Source organism: Nitrospira japonica, assembly GCF_900169565.1.
Taxonomy (GTDB): Bacteria; Nitrospirota; Nitrospiria; order Nitrospirales; family Nitrospiraceae; genus Nitrospira_C; species Nitrospira_C japonica_A.
In genome coordinates, this window is record NZ_LT828648.1 from 782041 (window position 1) to 803531 (window position 21491).

Annotated in this window: 21 protein-coding genes, 1 tRNA gene and 1 pseudogene; 12 read left to right on the forward strand and 11 right to left on the reverse strand. The window is 56.9% G+C overall.

Annotated features, from left to right (window positions below; genetic code table 11):
- Window positions 1-19: 19 nt before the first annotated feature.
- A complete protein-coding gene (locus NSJP_RS03825) occupies window positions 20-3988 on the reverse strand; it encodes a tetratricopeptide repeat protein (protein WP_080885610.1) in 3969 nt (1322 codons plus the stop codon).
- A 422-nt stretch (window positions 3989-4410) separates the two neighbouring features.
- Here NSJP_RS03825 and NSJP_RS03830 point away from each other — a divergent pair, with 422 nt between their 5' ends.
- From NSJP_RS03830 to NSJP_RS03880, 10 genes are all read left to right on the forward strand, one after another.
- Window positions 4411-6012, forward strand: a complete 1602-nt coding sequence (locus NSJP_RS03830) for a secretin N-terminal domain-containing protein (protein WP_080885611.1) — start codon at window positions 4411-4413, stop codon at window positions 6010-6012.
- A 74-nt stretch (window positions 6013-6086) separates the two neighbouring features.
- On the forward strand, window positions 6087-6386 hold the full coding sequence (locus NSJP_RS03835) for a hypothetical protein (RefSeq protein ID WP_080885612.1): 300 nt from the start codon (window positions 6087-6089) through the stop codon (window positions 6384-6386).
- Between the two features lie 76 nt (window positions 6387-6462).
- Entirely contained in the window at window positions 6463-7545 is a 1083-nt protein-coding gene (locus NSJP_RS03840; RefSeq protein ID WP_080885613.1) for a S1/P1 nuclease, read from the forward strand.
- 992 nt (window positions 7546-8537) lie between these two features.
- Window positions 8538-8960, forward strand: a complete 423-nt coding sequence (locus tag NSJP_RS20020) for a PilZ domain-containing protein (RefSeq protein WP_172834138.1) — start codon at window positions 8538-8540, stop codon at window positions 8958-8960.
- 42 nt (window positions 8961-9002) lie between these two features.
- Window positions 9003-9380 carry a response regulator gene (locus tag NSJP_RS03855; RefSeq protein ID WP_080885616.1) on the forward strand — a complete coding sequence of 126 codons (378 nt, stop codon included), beginning with the start codon at window positions 9003-9005 and terminating at the stop codon, window positions 9378-9380.
- A gap of 226 nt (window positions 9381-9606) precedes the next feature.
- The gene (locus NSJP_RS03860; protein WP_080885617.1) at window positions 9607-10149 is read left to right on the forward strand and encodes a ribonuclease H-like domain-containing protein; all 543 of its coding nucleotides are present in this window, start codon (window positions 9607-9609) and stop codon (window positions 10147-10149) included.
- Entirely contained in the window at window positions 10127-10387 is a 261-nt protein-coding gene (locus NSJP_RS20025; RefSeq protein ID WP_172834139.1) for a ribonuclease H-like domain-containing protein, read from the forward strand. Before NSJP_RS03860 ends, NSJP_RS20025 begins: the two co-directional genes overlap by 23 nt.
- Window positions 10388-10642: 255 nt before the next feature.
- Window positions 10643-10912 (forward strand): hypothetical protein, encoded by a 270-nt coding sequence (locus tag NSJP_RS03870; protein WP_080885619.1) that lies wholly within the window; start codon window positions 10643-10645, stop codon window positions 10910-10912.
- Window positions 10913-11257: 345 nt separating this feature from the next.
- Window positions 11258-12112, forward strand: coding sequence for a non-homologous end joining protein Ku (gene ku / locus NSJP_RS03875; protein ID WP_080885620.1), 855 nt, complete (start codon window positions 11258-11260; stop codon window positions 12110-12112).
- On the forward strand, window positions 12109-12930 hold the full coding sequence (locus NSJP_RS03880; protein ID WP_080885621.1) for a tetratricopeptide repeat protein: 822 nt from the start codon (window positions 12109-12111) through the stop codon (window positions 12928-12930). The genes ku and NSJP_RS03880 overlap by 4 nt, the downstream gene beginning before the upstream one ends.
- A gap of 153 nt (window positions 12931-13083) precedes the next feature.
- Here the strand turns inward: NSJP_RS03880 and NSJP_RS19130 are convergent, their stop codons facing one another.
- The 7 genes from NSJP_RS19130 to NSJP_RS03915 form a co-directional block, all read right to left on the reverse strand.
- Window positions 13084-13251, reverse strand: a complete 168-nt coding sequence (locus NSJP_RS19130) for a hypothetical protein (RefSeq protein WP_155969858.1) — start codon at window positions 13249-13251, stop codon at window positions 13084-13086.
- A gap of 584 nt (window positions 13252-13835) precedes the next feature.
- The gene (locus NSJP_RS20030) at window positions 13836-14399 is read right to left on the reverse strand and encodes a metal-dependent hydrolase (protein WP_080885623.1); all 564 of its coding nucleotides are present in this window, start codon (window positions 14397-14399) and stop codon (window positions 13836-13838) included.
- Between the two features lie 639 nt (window positions 14400-15038).
- The gene (locus NSJP_RS03895) at window positions 15039-15260 is read right to left on the reverse strand and encodes a thermonuclease family protein (RefSeq protein ID WP_080885624.1); all 222 of its coding nucleotides are present in this window, start codon (window positions 15258-15260) and stop codon (window positions 15039-15041) included.
- Between the two features lie 194 nt (window positions 15261-15454).
- On the reverse strand, window positions 15455-15685 hold the full coding sequence (locus tag NSJP_RS03900; protein WP_080885625.1) for a hypothetical protein: 231 nt from the start codon (window positions 15683-15685) through the stop codon (window positions 15455-15457).
- Between the two features lie 408 nt (window positions 15686-16093).
- Window positions 16094-16444, reverse strand: a complete 351-nt coding sequence (locus NSJP_RS03905; RefSeq protein ID WP_080885626.1) for a 4a-hydroxytetrahydrobiopterin dehydratase — start codon at window positions 16442-16444, stop codon at window positions 16094-16096.
- 295 nt (window positions 16445-16739) lie between these two features.
- Complete coding sequence (locus NSJP_RS03910) at window positions 16740-19010, reverse strand: PAS domain S-box protein (protein WP_080885627.1); 2271 nt, start codon at window positions 19008-19010, stop codon at window positions 16740-16742.
- Between the two features lie 418 nt (window positions 19011-19428).
- Window positions 19429-19734, reverse strand: a complete 306-nt coding sequence (locus NSJP_RS03915) for a ComEA family DNA-binding protein (protein WP_080885628.1) — start codon at window positions 19732-19734, stop codon at window positions 19429-19431.
- Window positions 19735-19987: 253 nt separating this feature from the next.
- Here NSJP_RS03915 and NSJP_RS19925 point away from each other — a divergent pair, with 253 nt between their 5' ends.
- Both NSJP_RS19925 and NSJP_RS19930 read left to right on the forward strand, forming a co-directional pair.
- The gene (locus NSJP_RS19925) at window positions 19988-20248 is read left to right on the forward strand and encodes an HAD family hydrolase (protein ID WP_080885629.1); all 261 of its coding nucleotides are present in this window, start codon (window positions 19988-19990) and stop codon (window positions 20246-20248) included.
- Window positions 20221-20337 (forward strand): annotated as a pseudogene (locus tag NSJP_RS19930) (hypothetical protein); the annotation flags it as partial. The gene NSJP_RS19925 and the pseudogene NSJP_RS19930, both read left to right, overlap by 28 nt.
- Window positions 20338-20361: 24 nt before the next feature.
- On the opposite strand, the gene NSJP_RS19710 reads toward NSJP_RS19930, so the two are convergent.
- From NSJP_RS19710 to pyrF, 3 genes are all read right to left on the reverse strand, one after another.
- The gene (locus NSJP_RS19710; protein WP_155969860.1) at window positions 20362-20505 is read right to left on the reverse strand and encodes a hypothetical protein; all 144 of its coding nucleotides are present in this window, start codon (window positions 20503-20505) and stop codon (window positions 20362-20364) included.
- Window positions 20506-20558: 53 nt separating this feature from the next.
- Window positions 20559-20635: transfer RNA gene (locus NSJP_RS03930), tRNA-His, on the reverse strand.
- Between the two features lie 83 nt (window positions 20636-20718).
- A complete protein-coding gene (gene pyrF, locus NSJP_RS03935) occupies window positions 20719-21432 on the reverse strand; it encodes an orotidine-5'-phosphate decarboxylase (protein ID WP_080885630.1) in 714 nt (237 codons plus the stop codon).
- Window positions 21433-21491: the final 59 nt, after the last annotated feature.

The following is a 21491-nucleotide window of genomic DNA, read 5'->3' on the forward strand; positions in this document are numbered from 1 at the left end:
TGAAGAATGATAGGCGATGTTACCGGGAAGCCCGTTTGGACTCGCCCGCGGGTTGCAGAGATGAAATGGCAACGACCACGTCCTGCGCGGGATCCCCCCCCTGATCCCTTCCGTCTCGACCCACACTGTACAAGAGCCGCCTCTCTTGATTGACCAGCATGGGGAATCCGGTAAACGGGTCATAATACGCCTGTCCGGCCTTGGCAAGACGCGTCATGACGTCTCCTTCCTGAGGCCCCCGGCGAACCCAGACTTGGAGGCTGGCCAGCCGCAATTGCGCATCGGTTTCCACCATACGGCCGACGTACGGTTCCCAGGAGGGCAATGGGTCGATTCCGACGATGTGCTCGAGGGGGTTGGCCCAGTAATCAACGATGCTCGTGGCGGAAGTTCTGACAAACTGCGAACGCTTGGGAAGATTCACGTACCGTCCCTCGGCAACGGCTTTATTGGCAGCTTCATAGTAGTCCGCATAGGCGTTCGCGCGCCGCTGCACCGGCAGAGGCATGGCAGCCGCCATCGACAGGTAGAGCGGATGGTCCTCCTGGGCATACTGCTCCAGGTCGGCCGGAACGCGTCCTGTGGCCCACACAAACTGGCTTTGCATCGGCCATCGAACGGACAATTCCAGTTGATCGAGCGGGCGCACGATCTTCGACAGGCGGTTGATCACCGTCGCATCCGCCTCGGGACGGGTCAAGACCGACGAGGCCAGCCTCACGTCATCCTGCACCGCCCCGACGGCCAACATCTTCATCATGAGCGTCTTGGATTGCCCCAATACCGTTCGCCATGACTCCATGTCTTTCTCCAGTCTCGTCACCCCCGATCCGACATCCTGATTGAAGCCCTCCATGAGATACAATCGGTGGGTCAGAAGAATGTGCGCACAGTTGGGACTGAGGATCTGCCCGAATCCCCAATCGTCAAAGGGCATCCCCATGAATTGTTGATATCGAGAGAGTGCCGTGGCCTCTTTGGCCAGAAGCGATCGGAATACATCCGACCCTGCCTTCGCTTGAGCGACCGGATTGGCGCTCTTGAACCAGCCGCCGACGACACTTGACGGCGAGGAGCCACCGGAAGCCGAGGGCGTGACATCCTGCTCCGACGCACAGACTTGGGATTGGAAGACATCTTGTTCGCCCGGCTTACGCTCATATCCGGCTTTCAGCGGATCACCGTCTGATGGAGTATCGAATCCCAGGAGCAGAAGAAACCCGTTATTCTTGGGGTCGGTGATCGTCCGCTGCGGACCCGCCGTGAGCGCCTGATAGCGCGGCGTTGGGGCCTCTTCCATCGCGATCCATGAGACGGCGAGCAGTCCCACGCCGAGCGCAAGGACGACTACACCGAATATCCCGAGGCTGAGGCACAACACGGCGAAAGCTCTGGTCGTCGAAAAGCTGGAACCGATGAGGGATACCACGGTGAACCGAAGTCGGCTCAAGCGGGCGGACCAACGCGGCCCGGATCTCGGTGGAGTTGTCCGTTCCATCGTGTGGATGGGCTGGCTTTGACCGGTGCTTCCGAAGAGCGCATCAACAGCGGCCGCAACCGGTGAGCGGCCCGGTTCTTCAACGGAGGGGACCGATTCGGACCGAAGCAGCGGGGTCACTGGTGTCTGGTCCACTGACGGCTCAAGGACGATCGCGTCACTGGCTTGCGCCCACTCCGGTCTCATGTCTTGGGGCGGCGGGACTACTTCTTCCACGACAGGTGCCGGAAGGACGGCGGCCACGGCTTCATCCGATCCAGGGGCTTCCCATCCCCGCGATAACTCGGAAACCGGTTCGATGAGTGATTCCGCCTCCGCCGCGGCTCGCGGAGGTTCGGTCACAACGGCCGGCGGAGCTTCCCATTTCTTCTTTTCGATGGTCGGACGATGATGTTGGACCGCGACCTCTCCGGTGCTCCATCGGGGGTCCATGTCGCTTGAGGGCATCATGGACTCGCTCGTCACATCCGTGATGGGAGCATCCGGCGCCGTGCTATTGAGGAGCGCGTCCGGAACAGGAGCCGGATCGGAAGCATCAGGACTTGTTTCATTGCCGGAGGCAAGTCGGAATTCCGGGGGAGTCATTGACGGAGCGGCATCGGATTGGGCCGGGTCCAACGGAACACGACTCATATCTTGCGCCTCTACGATCGGATCGCCGATTGCCGCAGAGGATGCAAGGGAGTCCGTATCCATCGAACTTAGAGTCCGAAGTTCCTCGACCGGACGAGATTCGTCACGCTCCGGACTCGACGGGAAGCTCGTCGACGGGGTCTCAAGGGGCTCCGGATCCGTGCTCGGCCAAAGTGCATCGCTCGACGGCGGCAAGGGATGAGGTGCCGGTTCGATCGAAAACTCCGGCGGTGGCTCGGGCACGGAAAGTTCGACTGCATGGCCACCGGCATGCGACGCTGGCGGCTCCTCGGAACTCTCCGACGATTCGCGCTGCTGCAACAGTGGCAGACTGTCCGGCATGGAGGGCGACGTCAATTCGGATTCTTTCGCCATATCCGGAGTGCTGGGCGCCGTCGTGCCGGCTGCAATCTTCCAGGCGGAATCGAAGATGGCATTCCAGGAAAAAGACAGGGGGGACGATGGCGTCGGAGTGGGCGAAGATTCAGTTTTGGATTCGGCTGGTTGAACGGTCGTCTCGGCTGCTGCCAAGTCTCGTTGCTCGATGGGATCACGATACTCATCAGAAGGAGGAAGCAAAACCGATGACGATTCGATGGGTACGGCCGGCGGCAAGGCCGGTTCGGATTCTGGAAGCACCGGCTCGTCGAACGATGACTCCGTCACGACCAGCTCGTCGGCAACAGGGGGAGGTTCCGGCTCGACAATTTGAAGACCCGCATCCGCCACGTGCTCCCAAGGCATCCGTGACAGCAACGTCTCAGGCTCGGGCATGGACGCATCGATCGAAGCCGCCGAATCTGTGAGATCGTAAACGGACTCCGGAGCGGAGAGGCTTGCCTGGGCAAATCCATGATCCGACTCATCGAGAGGTGCCATCGGGAGCGATGACGCTTCAGGCAGCCGGTCCGACGTCGTCAGTGATTCGTCGACGACTGCCTCATCCGCGGCGAGGTCGTCCATTGGCGTCACGCTCCAGCCGGAAGCGATGTCCGGGGTCTGAATTGGAACCGCGACTGGTGCAGGCGGCGATAATTCGCTCTCGGCGATGTGCTCACCCACATCAGCCACGCGAGGCTCAGGGATTGAGGCAGCCGGATGATCGTCGAGAACCGGAGGATCAAACGGCGATCCTGCGGCTGAAGAAGCCGGCGCGACAGGCTCCTCCAGGTGTTCCCACGGCATGACTTCCACTGAAGAATCCGTTCTATCCGAGAAGGTCGCCGTCTCGACCCGCGAGATCTCTTCTCCGCCGCGCGGCGGCTCGACTTCACGAGGCTGCCGTCGAAATTCGCCGGTCTGGATGTCAAATGAGGAGGCGAACTGAAACGCCACGAGGCTGGCCGGGGCCAGCTCCCTGATTCTTCCATAGAGCTGTGAGGGTTTCTGGGGGTGGTCAGGATCGGGATCTTCCAAGAGAATTTCGACTGCTTTGCCCAGTTCGGCCACGGCCGCCATGGCATCCCCTTTCTCCTCGTACACGTGCGCGAGGAGTTCAAGAAAGGGTATGCATCGAGGACCCGCGGCGAGATATTCCCTTAGAAGCGATTCCGCCAACCAGTAATCCTGTCGGCCGATCGCCTCGTTCGCCAAGGATTCGAACGCTTCTCTCGCCGTCACCAGGCTGCCCAGTCGGAGGTGCAACGTGGCAAAGAGTCGGCGCGCCTCCATATTCTGAGGATCGAGCGCCAGCAGTTCCTTGAGCGAGGCGGACGACCGGCCGTACTTGCCGGCGTTCATGTGGGTGATGGCTTCTTCGAGGAGAGCGCTTTTCTTGCTATACCCGACGACGCCCTTGATCCCCTTAGCCGCGGGTTTCTTATCGGTTTTGTGTGACGTTCGTTTGTCGGTCCGCACGTTTCAACCTTAGCAGATGATGGCTTGCGCGCAGCGGTTCTTGCGTGTGATCGGGCCGCCGCTCGATCACGCAATGGGAACATGCCCGTTGGGAGTGTGGAACCGGATTGGCTTGTGCAATCCTGATGCCATTGTGGTGCGAATATCAGCAAGGATGTGCCTTTAATTCCAGTCAGTTAGGCTGGTCATGTTCTCGCGGTTTCTCATTTTTCTTCCAAAAATGCACATCTCAGTCGAGAATGACCGAGAATCGTTAGACCCTTAGCCATGCAGGTGGCACCCTTCGCACCACGCGGTACTCGTGAACAGTTCTGCCAAAGACGCACCGTTGATGGTTGTGTCACACGGATACATATGGTAGCGTCATACGATTAACCGCTTCCTGAGTGCCATGCTTGAACTGGGTCAATTGCGAGAAACCTATGCGATTCCGCGTTTTTTCATGGTTTACGGTCTTGCGAGGAGCCATCGCTCTCGCGCCGTTGTTCACGTGCGACACCTTCCTGCCACCTACCGCTAGCGCAGAGACCGCGCCATCTTCCTCCGGCCGAGTCAGTCTGGATTTCAACGAAGTCGAATTACCCGTGTTCGTACGGTTTATCAGCGAACTCACGGGAAAGAATTTCGTTCTCGACGATAACGTCAAGAAGGCGGGCGGTAAAATCACCGTCTTCTCTCCGACCAAGGTGAACCAGGAACAAGCGTACAACCTCTTTGTTTCCGCCTTGGAGGTCAGCCGGCTGGCTGTCGTTCCAAAAGGCTCCGTCTATCAGATTGTCCCGATGGGAGAATTGCCGCCCGAGCGAGGCGTCTTCGTCTACAGGCTGAAGCATGCCAATGCGACGGACCTGGCCGCTGTGTTGACCAACCTGGTAGCCCGATCTCAAACGGTAGCTCAAATCGCGCCGGGCACCAGACCGCCCATCAGACCGTTGACGGAATTTGAGGCGCCGGTCCAGGTCTTCGCGGACAAGGCGACCAATGCGATCATCATCAGTTCGACCAAGGCTGCTTACAGCAAGCTTCAATCGGTTATCCGTGACTTGGACAGCCGGCGCAAACAAGTCTTTGTGGAAGCCGTGATCCTTGAGGTCCAGGTCGACCGTCTCAAACAGATCGGAACCGATCCTGTTCAATTGATCGGCGTGGGAAAAAGCGGAAACGTTCAAGGCATCGTCGGAGTCAACACGGCTCCGGAGAACCTCTCCTCGATCGCGCAAACCATTCTAGGCTTGGGCGCAGACGCATCGACCGGGGGAGCGGTGTCGGTATTGAACTCCATCAACGTTCGGGCGTTTCTGCAGGTGCTCATGAACCTCACCGACACGAACATCCTGTCCACGCCGCAGGTGCTGGCCGCGGATAATCAGAAGGCCAAGATTGTTGTCGGAGAAAATCGGCCTTTTCCCACAGGGCAGGCACAAGGCATCACGGGCGGCACCCTCGTCACGATCGAACGCAAAGACGTCGGCGTCACGCTGGAGTTGACCCCACAAGTGCTGGAAGACGACATGATCCGCCTGGAGATCAAGCAGGAGATCACGGCCATCGCGGAAAACGTGGCCCAGACGATCGGAAGCGGCACCTCGAGCGTACCCGTCGGACCCACCACCACCAAGCGCTCCATGGAAACGACGACGGTGGCCAAAGATCAACAGACCCTGGTCGTCGGAGGACTCGTACGGGACAATATCGTCATCAGCGAGCGGAAGATACCGATGCTCGGCGACATTCCCTATCTGGGCTGGCTGTTCAAATTTCAGAGCCGCGCGACCGAAAAACTCAACTTGCTGGTCTTTCTGACACCCACCCTCGTCAGAGATGAAGTCGATATGGTCGACCTGAATGCGAGGAAGGCGACCGAACTCAGCACGTTCCAGCGTGAGAACCGGATCGAGGAACCGACGAGATTGAAGCAGGAAGTCCTGGAGAAACTCGAACGTCAGGGCATACCGACTCGACCGCTTCCTCCCTCCTCCGGCAATTCCCACACGGGTGATGCGCCGCCTGTAAGACCCGAGTGATGCACCCGGAGCCCTGCCCTCCTTTCTTCCGAAGTTGAACCTCTCGTATCGGCGCGCCATCATTGGAGACGAAGATGCGAGAAGCTGAATCGTCAAGGATCGCGGCAATCCAGGGATATCTTGTCCGCAAGTTTCCCGGATGGACGGTCGATCATCATCAGGAAACGACGGACACGAAGCTGGAAGTGTTCACGATCATTGGCGGTCCGACGAGCCAGACTTTCAAGGTCAAGTTCGCGGGGGACTTCCTCGAGGAATGTGACCCCCCGCAGATCGAACAGATCCTGGAACAATGGCAGGTCGGTGATTTTCTCAAGCTCTCCGGATTCTGGCCCATCTTGGTCACACGAGCCGGGCTCCACAGTCTGCGGTGATCGATCGCCCCTCTTGATTAGACTCTTGAGAACAGGTAGCTTCCTTCGTGCTCTGCGAAAGCGGGAGGGAGAAGTGATGCAGCTATTTCTCCTCTGGATTATGGCGCTGCTTGTCTGGCCCCATGATGCCTCGGCATGGGAAAGTCTCGGGCACGAGGCAATTGCCGACGCCGCGCAAGAGCATCTTTCGCCTGAGACGGCGAAATCCATCGCGCAGATCCTCGGCCATGGCGCCACGCTCCCCCCACATGCCTTGGCCAAAGCCTCTACCTGGCCGGACCAGATACGGGACCTCCAACGACACGGAACTGCCGCATCCAAACTGGACGAGCACGGGGTGAAAGAAGCCCAGGCGTTCAATGCTGCGTTTCCCGACAATGCCCAATGGCATTTCGTCAATCTGCCGCTGGGGAGTGCACATTATCCCGATGACGCGGATCTCGACGATCTCCTCACGCCGTTTACGAGTCCTCATGACGTCGTGCAGATGCTCAATGTGTGTATTGAAACACTTGAAACGGTCGGCGAAGTGACTCCCTGGACAAAGACCCAGGCGCTTCGCTGGCTCATCCATCTCGTTGGGGACGTCCATCAGCCCCTTCATGTTGCGACCGGTTATTATCGAACCACGCATCAGGATCTGCCGAACCCTGTCCTGATTGAGAATCCTCATGATGCCGGCCGAGTCGGCGTGCTCGGTGATCGCGGCGGGAACGATTTGCTGTTCAGCGATTCAGCGAGGGACAACCTGCACGCATTATGGGATAGCTGTCTCGTCAAGGCCTTGGCCGGCATCGGCGCCTGCGGAAAGGCCCCTACCGCGGAGGATGCTGCACGACTCGTTCACCGCATTATCCAACGCATGAAGTTGGCCTCCTCCTTCGACTATCGTTCATCGGGTGAGCATTTCAGCTGGGCGGCACATTGGGCAACGGATTCACTCAAGACGGCACGCGAGTCGAAGGCATATGCGTTTGTGCGCCGAAATGGGATCGTGCGAGACAGTCATATGGCGGACGCGTCGATCCGCATGACGATTGACGCTCCTCCCACGAAAACCGAATACAGCACGAACCATGAGCCTGTCGTCGAGACCCAATTGACGAAGGCGGCCGTGCGACTGGCCGACCTCTTGAATCATCTCGCCTGGAAGCCCTAAACGGTCCTCCCTCCAAGAATAATGGGGACTATCCGGAGATCATGCCGCTCGGGCTTGCAGTCGAGCGTCGTACCGGATCCATTCAGGATGGCACCCGCGTGACAGCGGAACTCAACAAAAGTGGGAGCGTGATCGATCTGCACCCCGCATCGGGTCCCGGATCCAAACAGTGATGTGCTGACGAGGGGGACAGAGCCACTTCCATCCCCCTCGGCCTCCAACCCCTCCTTTGTAAAGCCAAGCAGAGCATCCGCAGACGCACGACGCAGATTGACGGGAAGTCGACGGCGCTGTCCCGGTAAAGACAACGTCTCTTAAACTCTCAGATCTATACGTGCATGCCAGTTTGTGAAGAAGAGGCCAATTTGTGTCGAAAACTCGGCTCCAATTTGCCGATCTGTCCCGTACCTGACAGATCGGAATACCCATTGTTTTTAAGAAGATCGGATACACTGTGCCATCACCGTCGACCTGCCCCATTTTCCAGACAGAACAGCCAGACTCTGCTAAATTTAAACGGTGTGATTGATCGAGACCCGACTCATGCCCCACCGTAGGCTGAAAATCACGATGCTCCTGAGTGTGCTCGTGCTGTGCATCGCGCCGTATCTGTTTCAAGTCCTGACCTCCGATGCCTTCCAGCTTTCTCCCGTTCCTTATGTGGTCATAGTTGACGTCGAACCATCCGACCCGACACACGACCAGTACTGGAATACTGTAGATCCGAGCTTTGCACACAGTGCTCTCCTCGAATACCGGCACCCTGGCAGTACAGTGGGCGGTGAACGGCACGTCCCTTTTTTCTTCTTCGCCCGCTTGGGCGGCACTGTCATTTCCCGCCCCCCTCCACTCGCCTAGCACCTTACGTTCCACGCAGCCACGGCACATGGCGGTGGACCTGAATTTCACCGCTCCATCCCTGAACGGATGGTTCATACATAACTCAGCATGAATCTGGAACGCGCGGACAACGCTCCGGTAGGAGGTATTCGGTGAGTACAAGATCAAGATCTTCTGAGTCGACTGTTCATCTCAAGAAAACGCATGCGTTGCTGGATCGACGCGATGCGGAACGCGCACCACTCAATTATCGAGTCACATACACCACAGACAATGGGTCACAGGTCGCCAGCGGAGAAGGGATTGTGCGTGAACTGTCCAAAACTGGCTGCAAAATCCTCAGCACGGATCCTCTCTCTGTCGGTGTCAGACTCACTCTGTTTCTCGATTTTCAAGATGGTAAATCCCCGTTGTGTCTCGTCGGGGCAAAAGTCTGCTGGGTAGAGGGCAACCACTTTGGCGTCAAATTCCCCACCGCGACCCCGGAGGAACGCCAACGACTGCAACACGTAATATTGAAACATCTGACGCGCTCAGGGTCGCCTCAACAACGGACAGCCTTTCGCATCACATGATCGCCACTAAGAATTGACCGCCAGCGGAGCCGAGACGGCCATATGACCAAGATTCTCGTCATCGATGATGATTCTCGAGACCGAGAGCTGCTCGCCACTGTCTTGGAGGAGCGGGGCTATGAAGTCATTTTGGCAGATAGTGGAGGAACCGGGTTGATGTTGTGCCACCGGCGAGATCCTGATGCGGTCGTGCTGGATCTTCACATGCCTGGAATAGACGGTCATCACCTACTGCGCCAATTGCAAACACTGCATCCGTCCCTACCGGTCGTCGTTTTCAGTGGGTGCGGCCCGGGCGAGGTGGAACAAGACGTCTTGAACCACGGCGCCACGGCCTTTATCCAAAAGGCCTTTTCGCTGGATCAATTCGGGTTGGCCTTGCAAGAGGTCCTGCCGGCCCCCAGCAAACGTGACAGCTGAACCATCGCCATGCGGCAGCCGCGCCTTCCTCTCCCTGGGCTCCATCTAACGCCTAGCCCGATACTGATCTAGGTTCGAGCAATGGCTCCTCTACATGTCCGTACCTCCTATCATGTCTCAACACGTGGCCGCCAGCGTACGCATGAATGATTGGTTATATTAAAGTGCTCGGGAAACTGAAAAAGAACCCCTAGTTCCTCTTGGATCATGGACGATCGGCAGCCGCATGATTGAATCATCATTTTGTTTCCTTCCCGGCGTGGGGCCACGGAGCGAACCTCGATTGTGGGAAGACGGCATCACCACGTGGGCTGCATTCCTGGCACGCGACTCAATTCAGGGAATTGGTCGGACCCGTAAGGCGCTCTATAATGACTCGCTGTCTCAGGCCCAGGATCACCGAGCCATAGAGGATGCGCGATACTTTGGAGCGGCGCTCCATCAGCGTGATCATTGGCGACTGTATGATTGGCTGCGTTCCCGCGCCCTTTATCTCGACATTGAAACCGATTCGTTTGGTCAGATTACGGTCGTTGGTTTGTATGGACGAGGCCAATTTACCGCATTGGTCCGTGGCGAATCGTTGGACCGCCGGCGTCTCTTCGACGAATTCCTCCACTACGATCTGCTGGTGACGTTCTGTGGCGGCACCTTTGACCTGCCGAAGTTGTTAGCGTCGTATCCCAGTCTCCCGCTCGATCATCCGCATATCGATCTCTGCTTTCTGGGTAAACGGTTGGGCTACCGTGGCGGCCTCAAAAGCCATTGAGGCACAGCTGGGGATCAGCCGAGCCAGTACGGTACAAGGACTCGATGGGAGCGATGCGGTTGTACTCTGGAATCGCTGGAGGCACCGCCGCGACTCTGACGCCAGAGAGCGACTCGTGGCATACAATCGAGCTGATTGTGTGAATTTGGAGCCGTTGGCGGAGAGGTTCTACGCGTCTATGGCGGGCCTAGTACTGAGAGATGTCTTGCTGAAACATAGCGGAGGAAGCGCTCCCTGAACTACCCCCCTCTTCAACGGTAAGCTCTGTGGGTGATTGGGCAAATTGCCTTCGCGAGGACACCTTGTCCTGCGACATCGCAAGCGTCTCCACCATAATCTTAAGAATCCAGACTTTTATCGGACTCCCCCACTGGCTCTGTCCTTGCACTACCTGGTCGCCAACGTCCTACCTGGACGACATTCACACGGACGCCGGTAACTATTTTCATGAGGGTAGAGCTCCGGAAATGTCTCATTAGATGAAAGGAGAATTATGCGTACATTGATGTGTGCATTCGCATTGGTCGCTTCACTGGGAGTGGCCATTCCCACGATGGCTGGAGAAACATCCGCCACGATGGAGAAGATGAAGGGGGAAACAAAAGCGCTCGGCGAAGAGGCCAAGGGGCAAACGAAGGGTGCGGTGGAGGACCTCAAGGGAAACAAGACGAAAGCAGAAATGGAGCGGGCGAAAGGGTCGGCGAAAGGTGACATGGAACGGGCCAAAGGAAAAGTCAATGAAACGATCGAGAAATCCAAGTAGTGCGATGGGGTGAGTGACGCACCGGTCAGAGACACTCTCTGACCGGGTTCCCTCCTTAATTAAGTGAGTTTCTTCCCGCCTCATTTCCTTCAGGAACGAATCGTGAGGGGCATGAGGGCCTCGCAGGGGGAGGTCTATTCCAGGTGGAGCCAGAGATCCAAGCCCCAGTGACATGACAACCTGTCTATCAAGGACACTTTGTCTATGACATGTTCCCGGCAGTGATGCATAACTGTCCGGTGAATCACCGATTGCGAGTCTGCATCGTTGGCGCCGCCCTTGCAGATTGCCTCGCCCAGCGGTTCATCTTGCTGGCGTTAAGAAGTGAAGAGGGGGTGCGCACGGATGGCACGGAAACTCGAAACCGCACATATCTCCTTCGGTCTGGTGACTATCCCGGTCGGGATCTACTCGGCTATCGACGAACAGGACATTCACTTCAATCAACTCCACGCGCCCTGTGGCAGCCGGATCAAGCAACAGCGATTCTGCCCCGTCTGTAATCGAGACGTCGGCTATGATGAACTGGTAAAGGGTTACGAAGTGGAGAAGGAGCACTATATCCGCATCACGCAGGAGGAACTCGATACGCTCCAAGCCGCCGAATCCGATGCCATGCAAATTTTGGAGTTCGTACCGCTCACGGCCGTCGATCCCATTTATTTCGAAAGCACCTACTACCTCGGGTCCGAAAAGCATGGAGAGAAGGCCTATCAGCTCCTGACTCAGGCCATGGAACAGATGGAGCGGGTCGCCCTGGCGAAATTCGTCTGGCGAGGCAAAGATAGCCTCTATGTGATCCGCGCCGTCCAAGGCCGTCTCCTTCTACATCGGATGCATTACCAGGACGAAATCCGCGAGTTCGAACATGCGCCCAAAAGCGATCAGAAGCCCGGCGCCGGCGAGCTGAAGCTGGCCACTCAACTGATCGAATCGATTTCCAACGACACGTTTGATGCGCCGGCCTACCATGACGAATATCGGAAACGGGTGATCGAGTTGATCGAGGAGAAGGCGAAAGGAAAGACGCTCAAGGTCTCGCCCAATTCCGCGCCACACGCGACCGAGGTGGTGGATCTGATGCAGCGACTCAAGGAGAGCGTGGCGCAGTCGGTGCAGAAAAAGACGGCTCGATCACGCGCCTTGCCGGCCCAGGGGGCTCGGACCTCCGTCAAAAAGGCCGCCGCCGGGAGACGATGAGCGGCGACTATTCGCCAGCCGACCTCTGCCGCATCCTGGGTCTCACTGATGCTCAACTGCGGGCGTGCCTGCGCACCGCCCTCCTCCCTGGGCCTCGAACCACACCGCCCTGCACCTATTCATTTCAAAACCTCGTCCTCCTCCGGACGGCCAAGGGTCTGACCGAGGCGGGCGTCTCCAGCCGGCACATCAGAAAGGTGCTCGAGCGCCTCCTGCCTCAACTCGGCGAGGGGCAGGCCCTCACGAGCTTGAAAATCTATGCCTCCGGCAAGCGGGTCGTCGTCTGGGATGGTGAGTCCCGCTGGCAACCGGATTCCGGTCAATTTGTCCTGAACTTCGACACGGCGCAGATGCTGCCGCCCGTACCGTTGCCCGCCCGACACGACGTCCAGTCCTCACCCTCGGAGGCGGCTCGCCGCTGGTTTGATCGTGCGATCGCCCTCGAACCAGATTCCCCGGAGGAAGCGTATCGGGCTTATGAGGAGGCGCTTCGCTTGTACCCGGGGTTGGTTGACGCGCAGATCAATCTTGGACTGCTGCACCATAACGCGGGGCATCTAGCCGAAGCCGAGGGCTGGTATCGTCGCGCGCTCGAACAAGACCCTACGCGGGCGCTGACCCACTTTAACTTAGGCGTGGTCCTTGAAGATCAACAGAAGCGAAAGGACGCCTTGGCGGCATATGAAGAGGCAGTCAGACTGGCACCGGAGTTTCGCGAGGCGCATTGCAATCTGGCCCAGCTCTACGAAACTCTTGGTCGTCAGCGGGATGCCTTGCGACATTATGCCACGGCCAAACGGCTTCCCGAGAGCCAATGACTCTATGGCTTGAGCGATCGGACTCATTCTCACGAGTAGCCGATAGACTGACCGGGATAGTAGCGTGGCTGTCCGCAGGCTGGATGTTTCTCTCAGCCTGCGGCGACTATTTGTCCATCGGGGGTGCTGATAGCCGATTAGGTGGGTGGCCGTTTACGCTGCCAGCGGAAGCCTTCCGCGAGTCTCTGCGGGAGTTGTTGGAATGGTATAGCGTGACTCAAGACTCAAACGCCGTTTCTCGGCTTCACTCTCTCCGGCCAGGCTATGCGCGAGAACCCAAATCAACGTCGTCATTGTCACCAGTCCGATCATCAGCACCATGTATGCTCCTCCGATTAGTGTATGGTCCAAAAGCCCTAGCTGGCCATGAGTCTCTGTATGGAAAAGTTGCAATGGGGGTGCCATCGAACCCGGATGTCTGTGTAACGCAGAGTCAATGCGGAATTAATGCGGAAGACACATAGAATCCAATTCACACGCGCAAGACGACCCTTTCAAGACCAAAGATTGCACTGCACCCCGACACATGGATGAAATTCCGTGCGCAGTGCCGACCACTTTCTGCCGCCATGCGCTCAATATTGCGCAGCAAGGATGTGCCTTGCGGCCATGATTCGTTCCGAACGACTTGAAGCAGTGGGCCAGCATGCCTAGAATTATCTGCCGGGGATGCACGATCGGCCTATGAACCAGCCGGCGTTCCTAGCGTCGGTGGCGCGGTCTCCACTCTCGGGTCTTGAGCCGCTCGTAGTAATGCTGAAGCACGAGCTGTTCAGGTGCTTGGCTCTCTCTTCGAGCATGCTCTCACACACCTGTACCTGATTTGTCACTGCCGCCAGACCCATTTTCCTTTCCTGAATCGGATTGTTACTGCGAAAAGGTATTAAGGGATTGATCATGTAGGCTCAAGAGTTCGCGGATGCCCTTAGTTTTTCCGGGTGTACGTGATGGGTATTGCCGAAGCGATTTTTCAGCGTCTCGACGATTACGGCGTCCCACCTTGCCGGAAGCACCGTTTCAGCCACACTGTGCCCATGCCGAACTGCCAGCCAACCCGACAAGCCTAACGCCAACGCAGTGGCCAACACGTTCGGCCAAGCGTTCAAGTCCCATTGCAGGGGAGACATGTATTCCCATGTACTGAAAGGATACCAGTACGTGAGGCCCCACCCATGCCCACTGCCGAAGAAATCACAGAGCAAATGCAGGTGAAAGGCGGTTAAGGCCATGAGGGCGACGCGAAGTCGGTCTTTCGCCAACCTGGCTGTCATGACAGCGACGAGTGCAGCCCCCATAACGCCATGAGTAAGCACATGATGCCACTGCCCGTAGGCATCGACACCTGCCAAGAGTGACAGTCCATCGAGGTCGGGGGCTACCCCGGCGTAGGCAACTAAGACACGGTCTCGACGTTCCGAGAGATGTTGGCCGACCAACCAGGACACAATCAGATGACTAGACGGGTGCATAGGGTAACGTCGATGGGCTTTGGATGAAGTGTAGCAGAGGTTAGATGGGTCTTTTCCTGCACTGGTGGCATCATCGAAGGAAAGGCGCCAGGAAGCCAAGCTAAGTACCTGCGTTCTTGACGATCGCGACCCATCGGAGCATCCTGACGCTACATATCTAACACTTTGCCGACGGCCTATTGGACGACGGCCACCGTTATTGTGAGAAAGGCAGTCGAGTATGGCAAATTCTGCCAAGAAGTCTGTTCGCAACCAAATTCCGGCCCTGCCGCTGAACTCAATTGAACTCAATTGGCAATGCAAGGCGAGCTTCGTGCGATGCGATGCTGCGACTAGAGCACCTGTGGCCGTTCAGACGGACTGAGAGCTTCTATGGCTGATGTGCTTGCACTGGGCAGGCTCACCCTCCTGCAATTAAGACAAAGTGCTGTCAAAATCGAAAACTCTTGGGCTTCGCTCCAATGGAACGAGCAATACGCAAAGCAAGGGCATTACCGCCGAGACGTTCCTCTTGCCTCCATCTCAATAGTCTACCGGCCGGCTTCTTTTCTTGTGCAGCCTTCGATCCTCCCATGATGGTATGGGTTGCGGATCCGCCCAGAGCCCTGACCGTGCGTCGCGTGCAGACTGTTCTAATTCCTATAAGGCCAAGTCCTTGGGCGCAAACTTCCGATACCACCAGCACCAGCTATCCTTCACGAGTTCGTTGTTGACGTTTGAGCCATCAGGCAACAGCACATTGGCAATGATGCGGCCGTATTTGTCCATGCCATGAGTGCGTACCGTGACCTCTTTTCCGAACACGAGCGCTGATGCAGCCTGCTTGGCCCTGTCCCGTACGCCTGGCCTTTTTCGGGACAATCGATCCCACGCAGTCTGATTCGCTCCGCTTGCTGACGGTGCATGACTTCGATGGTGTCGCCGTCGAGGACGAAGACAACAAAGAAGAGAGGCTCACCAGCTGCAGAAGGACCCGCCAAAACCCAGGACGGAAAGAATCCAAACCAACCATATGCCCTGTCATTCCCCTCAGGTTTCCCCAGGAATAGGATCATCTAATTGTGTTTGGACGCTTCGTGGATCACTTCAACAAGATTCCTCATGAGCGGATCGCCAGTTCTCGCCGCCACTGTTTCATAACCTTCAGTTCGTACCAAGCGAGAATAAAAGTCGATCATCCCACTCAATTCCTTGGGGCCCAATTCGTCGTATCCGTGTTTCATTCCAACGTTGCGACCATACGCAAAGCTTGCAGCCGCGAAAATGATGATTGCTATCCATTCCATGTTTTCTTATTCACCGTCCGGATCATTACGCACTCTTCAAGAGTCTCGCGTTTGCTCAATACTTCGCGAAGATACTTACCACTTCCCAACATGCCACCATGCCACAAGCCGGCGAGATAGCAAAAGAGGCAAACGATGAGGCCACTTCCGACTGCTAGTAGCAATCCCACTGCTTTGACCCCATACGCTATGGACGCTGTCTTGTCATGCGCACTGGATAATTGCGTGCGGTATTCAGACCGTTGACCGGGCACCGCAACAATGGCAATTCAGATGTCACAAGAGAGGATCCCGCTGTACGCAGATGCCGTAGGTCGGCGCGTATTTGAGCGATGCCGAACGTAGTTGCTGGCTGAGGCGCATCACTGCGCCCATTTCACTCCCGAAGACCCAACAGCAGCGTAGCCATTATGGCTTTGATCTCGTGGGGGACGGCTTGGATACACGATCACATTTCGCAGCCAACACAAAGTCGCTCTCCGTGAGGCCTTTCACCTTGTGCGACCAGATTTCGATCTTACACTTCCCCCAGGCGACATAGAGGTCGGGGTGGTGTTTCTCTGCCTCGGCGATCACTCCGATCTTGTTGGCAAACGCGAGTGCCTTTGCAAAATTCATAAATACATATTGGCTCTGCAAGCGACCGTTTCGGTTAATACGCCACCCGCGTGCTAAGTGCTTCAACACGCCCCGGGCTTGTCTCATCGTCAGCGTCGGTACTGTCACGCTATCGTTGCATTTCTTATTGGCGAGTTTCACGGCATTGTCCTTTTCTTGTAGATGAGCCAGGATGGATGAGCACACAGAGCTAAAAGATTGAAACCCGACCCTTTCAATCTTTCGCGTGTCCTCCCCATCACGCTCATCTGCAGGGCCAACTTACCGCCGTCGCTTTCTTGCCGTTATATGGGTGCTATTTCGCCTTCGTGCCAAAAGACAGAGAACGCTCAGTTGACGGCGCGTGCGCTCTTTAACGCTAACCGTCACATCAGTGTCTTCCTGCTGATGCCGCTGAAGGCATGGTCGTGCCGGCGATTCTTATGAGCCTAGATCGTTAGGTATGAGCGGAGGGAAATTCTAGACTCGAGATCGCTTTGTACAGTTCGTCCGCCGCCGCTTCTTTCGTGAGTAAACAGCGGGCGCCAGCCTGTTTCATGGCATTCTGGTTATGGGGATCGGTCCCATTCACCGAAAGTCCGATGACCGCGATTCCCGGGAACTCGGCAACAATACGGGAGGTGGCCTCAATGCCATCCATACCGGGCATATTAATGTCCATGATCACGACGGCCGGCTGCTGCTCGCGAACGAGTCCGATCGCCGTTTCCCCATCGCTCGCTTCGCCGACTAAGGTCACATCAGAATAGGCTTCAAGGATCGTCCGGAGGCCTTGCCGAACCATGACATGATCGTCCACCAAGAGGACGGTGATCTTTTCCGCTTTAGGTGAGCGAGGACGTCGAGCGCTTGCTGGTGGAACTAACTCGGACCTCAGCTCAGGAAACGGAACTTTGACTAATGGCAACGTCAAGACGGCGGTCGTGCCGAGCTTCGGAGCCGACGTGATGACCAGTGCACCGCCAAGCGCGGCCATGCGTTCGCGAATACTCAGAAGTCCAAACCTTGAGGAAGGCAATGCCGCGTCAGTGCTCGAACTGGCCATCATGGGATCGAAGCCTAGGCCTTCATCGGACACTTCGATTTCGAGCCCGTCTACATCCCATTCCATGCGGACACGGGCCGCATCGGTGCCAGCATGCTTCCGCACATTTATCAATAGCTCTCGGACCGACTGGAACAAAAGAATCGCTTGATCTTCGGGGAGGGCCAATTCCTCTTCGGCGAGAATCACCGTAATCTCCATATCATACCGACGCATATATTCGGCAAGCCATTTGAGACTAGCCGCAAGACCGTGCTCCCGTAGAATTGGAGGACTGAGTTCCGTGACCAAGCTGCGCGTATACTGAAGAGCATTCATGAGCACCTCGTCAGTCGCATTGAGGACCGCCAGGCAGGCCGTATTGTCCATCGACAGGCGTTTGCCCTGCGCGAGCTTCAATTTGCCGAGGACTAACAGTTGTTGCAGGTGGTCATGCAGTTCGGCCGCGAGCTTTTTCCGCTCCCGTTGTTCGGCCAGATTCAGTTGAGTCGCCAGGCTTCGAAGTTGATCCCGCGACCGCTCCAACTCTACGGTACGCTGCGAGACGAGCCGCTCGAGCTTGCTCAAATCTCGCACAATTTTCGAGGCACCAATCACCTGTCCCGACTCATCCCTCACCGGCGAGATGCTGAGCGAGACCGGAATGAGCTGGCCATCCTTGCGTCGTCGAATGGTTTCGTAGTGCTCGATGCGCCGGCCCTCCCGGATCGCACCTAAAATGAATGCCTCTTCATGGTGACGATCGGGGGGAATGATCAGAAGAATTGACTGGCTGATCATTTCGATAGCGGTATAGCCAAACACTCGTTCAGCCGCCGGATTCCAACTCGTGACGATACCGTCTAGGGTCTTGCTTACGATGGGGTCGTCGGACGAGGTGACGATGGCGGCGAGGTAGGCGTTAGCCCGAGCAGACTGCTGTTGTTTGGTAATATTGCGCGCCACTTTCGACGCCCCCACGATCGTGCCATCCACGATGACGGGAGACACGGTGAGCGCCACATCGACGAAGGTGCCGTCCTTACGGCGCCGAACCGTGTGATAATGCTCGAGCCGTTTCCCCGAGCGAATGGCGTCCAAGATGTGATCCTCCTCGGACTGCCGATCATCGGGTATGAGTCGTCGTATGGACTGTCCCAGCATCTCGGTGGCGGTATAACCAAAGAGTCGTTCGGCGCCGTGGTTCCACGTCGTCACCAAGCCGGTAAGAGTCTTGGTGATAATCGCATCATCGGAACTTGTAACGACGGCGGCCAAATATGCCTGCGTATGCGCGGCTCGCTCTTCGGTCGTCACCTGTCGTTCAATCGAGGACAGACCGATAATCTGACCGCTTGCATCGCACACCGGAGACATGGTTAGTAGAACCGATATTTCACTGCCATCGTTTCGCCGGCGGACCATATGATAATGCTCAATCCGTTCACCGCGAAGTAACGTCGCCACGACCCGTTGATATTCATCGAGGTGTTCTTCCGGAACCAGACGCAGGATGGACTGGCCGATCATCTCTTCGGCGCCGTATCCATACTGACGCTCGGCCTCCGTGTGCCAGCTCGTGATGTTGCCAGTTACCGTTATGAGAATGATGGGATCTCCGGTAGACGCGGTGGAGAGCAAGACCCCACGATCTGAGGTCTGTGGAGCGGATTCGTTGGGCATGTGAGGGGATTCCAAACAGTGTCTACTAAAGACCCAACATATCAGCTTCGCGTGGGTCTCTCAGCTAGGGACATTCCGAGTCTCTTTATCCAAGATGCACCGCTTTTTATTTTGATGTCTAGCGACCAACCTGCTTCGCCCACCACCTCAATGCCGGGATAGGCCGTCAGGATGTGGCGAAAGCTATCGGAGGAGGCGAAGAGAATCGACCGAGGCCCCGGCGAGACAGATCAGGTCCAGTAATGCAGATCGTCAAGGAGCTGTCGGCCAGCTTTCGTGATCTGCACCATGTCCCTTCTAGTATCCAAATCTATGAAAACTCGCTGAAGTGAAGTCGTCCATTGAGACGGCCTTGCCGCAATCGCTTCCAGGCATGGGATGGAAAAAGAAGGTCCTCGCAAAAATGCAGGGCCGCGGCTCATTTTTGCTTCGCGATGATTTTGTACTTGATCTGCTCGTACGTTGCCCGCGGAAGGATCTGCTTTTGAACTAATTCATCTTTACGGGTATAAGGCCGGCCTTTAATGATCTTCTCGGAGTAAGCATCACCGATACCAGGCAGTGCTTTAAGCTGCTCGGCCGTCGCCGTGTTGATATCGAGCAGATCAGCCTCGGCCGCCCCTTTTTCTGCAGCAGCAGTGGCATAAGGAGGGAGAGCAATTGGCACGAGAGGAAGGAGCAGGAGCACGAACACAACAAGCGTCGAAACGAGTCTGGCCTTCATATGTCACTCCCTAAAGCATGACACGTGGAGAAGCGATTCGACATGAAGCAACCATGCCGTTAGCGTCTATACGAAAGTCAGAAGGAAAAAGCGTAGGCTCCTGAGTGGACAATGTCAAATAGGCACAACCTATCCAGACCGATCCCGGTTACTTCCCCTTCCATAGCGCATTGATGGAATGCGCCCAGTGGGATATTGTCATGGGGATCCGACACGCTGCCAATGGATTTTCGCAGCTGAGGCATCAGCGCCCATGATCGAACTGATAATTTTTGATTGTGATGGCGTGCTCATCGATAGCGAAATTATCGCGAAGCGAATCGAATCAGAAGAACTCGCTCGATTCGGGTGCACAATCACCAGTGAAGAGATCATGGACCGCTTTATGGGCTCAATCGACAACTGGAAGCTGCCGCACCCGACCAACCACAGCCCGCTCCCTGGGTCTTCTGTGATGGACAGGGAACGCCGCTGCATCAGAACGCGGTGCGTCTTCAGTTCTTTCGGCTCTTGAAGGGGGCTGGCGTGCGACAGGTCCGCTTCCATGACTTGCGCCACACCTTTGCGTCTTTACTGCTGCAGAACGGAGAGAGCCCGGTCTATGTGAAGGATCAGATGGGGCACAGCTCAATCCAAGTCACGGTAGACCTGTACGGCCATCTCATCCCAGGCGGGAACCAGCAGGCCGTCGATCCACTGGATACCCCGATGGAATACGCCACCTGCAAGCCCGAGTCTGCAACCTCGGCGCAACCAGCGCAGACCAACCATGGGCCTGTCTCGTCAGATCGTATGCGTAATCCAGCAGTTAGGAGAGGGGCGTATGGGGTGGATGACGGGTTTCGAACCCGCGACCTCCGGATCCACAATCCGGCGCTCTAACCAACTGAGCTACACCCACCGTACGGGGTCGGCACAGACAAGAATTTCAACAGCGGAACCCGATCTTAACAAAGACGGACAAAATCACGCAACCGTCCCCGTTCAACTCCGTCGATCGAACGCAGCCTGCATCTCTGCCAGGATGGCGCTTGCGGCGGCGGCGGGATCCGATGCCGCCCTGATCGGTCGCCCGACCACCAGATAATCGGCACCGGCGGCAATGGTCTGAGACGGAGTCGTCGCGCGGGCATGGTCGTCGGTGTCTTTGCCCGCCGGGCGGACACCGGGGGTGACGATCAGAAACCGGGGCCCGACCTTCGGACGGAGCACGCCCGGTTCTTCTCCCGACGCCACGACGCCATCGCATCCCGTTTCGGAAGCAAGCAGCGCCCGGGCCGTCACGAGGTCCTGAACCGAATGTTGTATTCCCATCTCCCTCAAATCATGCGTGTCAAAATTGGTCAGCACCGTGACGGCCAGGAGCTTTAAACTTGAATTGCCCCGTCCCTTCACCGCGGCGGCCAGTGCCTTCCGGTTGGCATGAACGGTCAGGAATTCGACTCCCATGGCGGCCACCCGTTCTGTCGCCCGACGGACGGTCTCTTCGATATCGAGGAATTTGAGATCGAGAAAGACTCGTTTCCCTCGCTCGATCAACCGCTGGACCATGCTCGGACCTGCGGCCGTATAGAGCTCTAATCCGACCTTCACGAAGGTGATCTGATTCTGAACCTGGTCCATGAGTCGCTCCGCTTCGGCTGCGGACGGCACGTCGAGCGCCAGGATCAGTCTGTCATGTGCAAGGATTTTCGACACAGGTCCCTCCTCTGCAGCCAACGTACGCTCTTGACCATGCGGCGAGTCTTATGGTACAA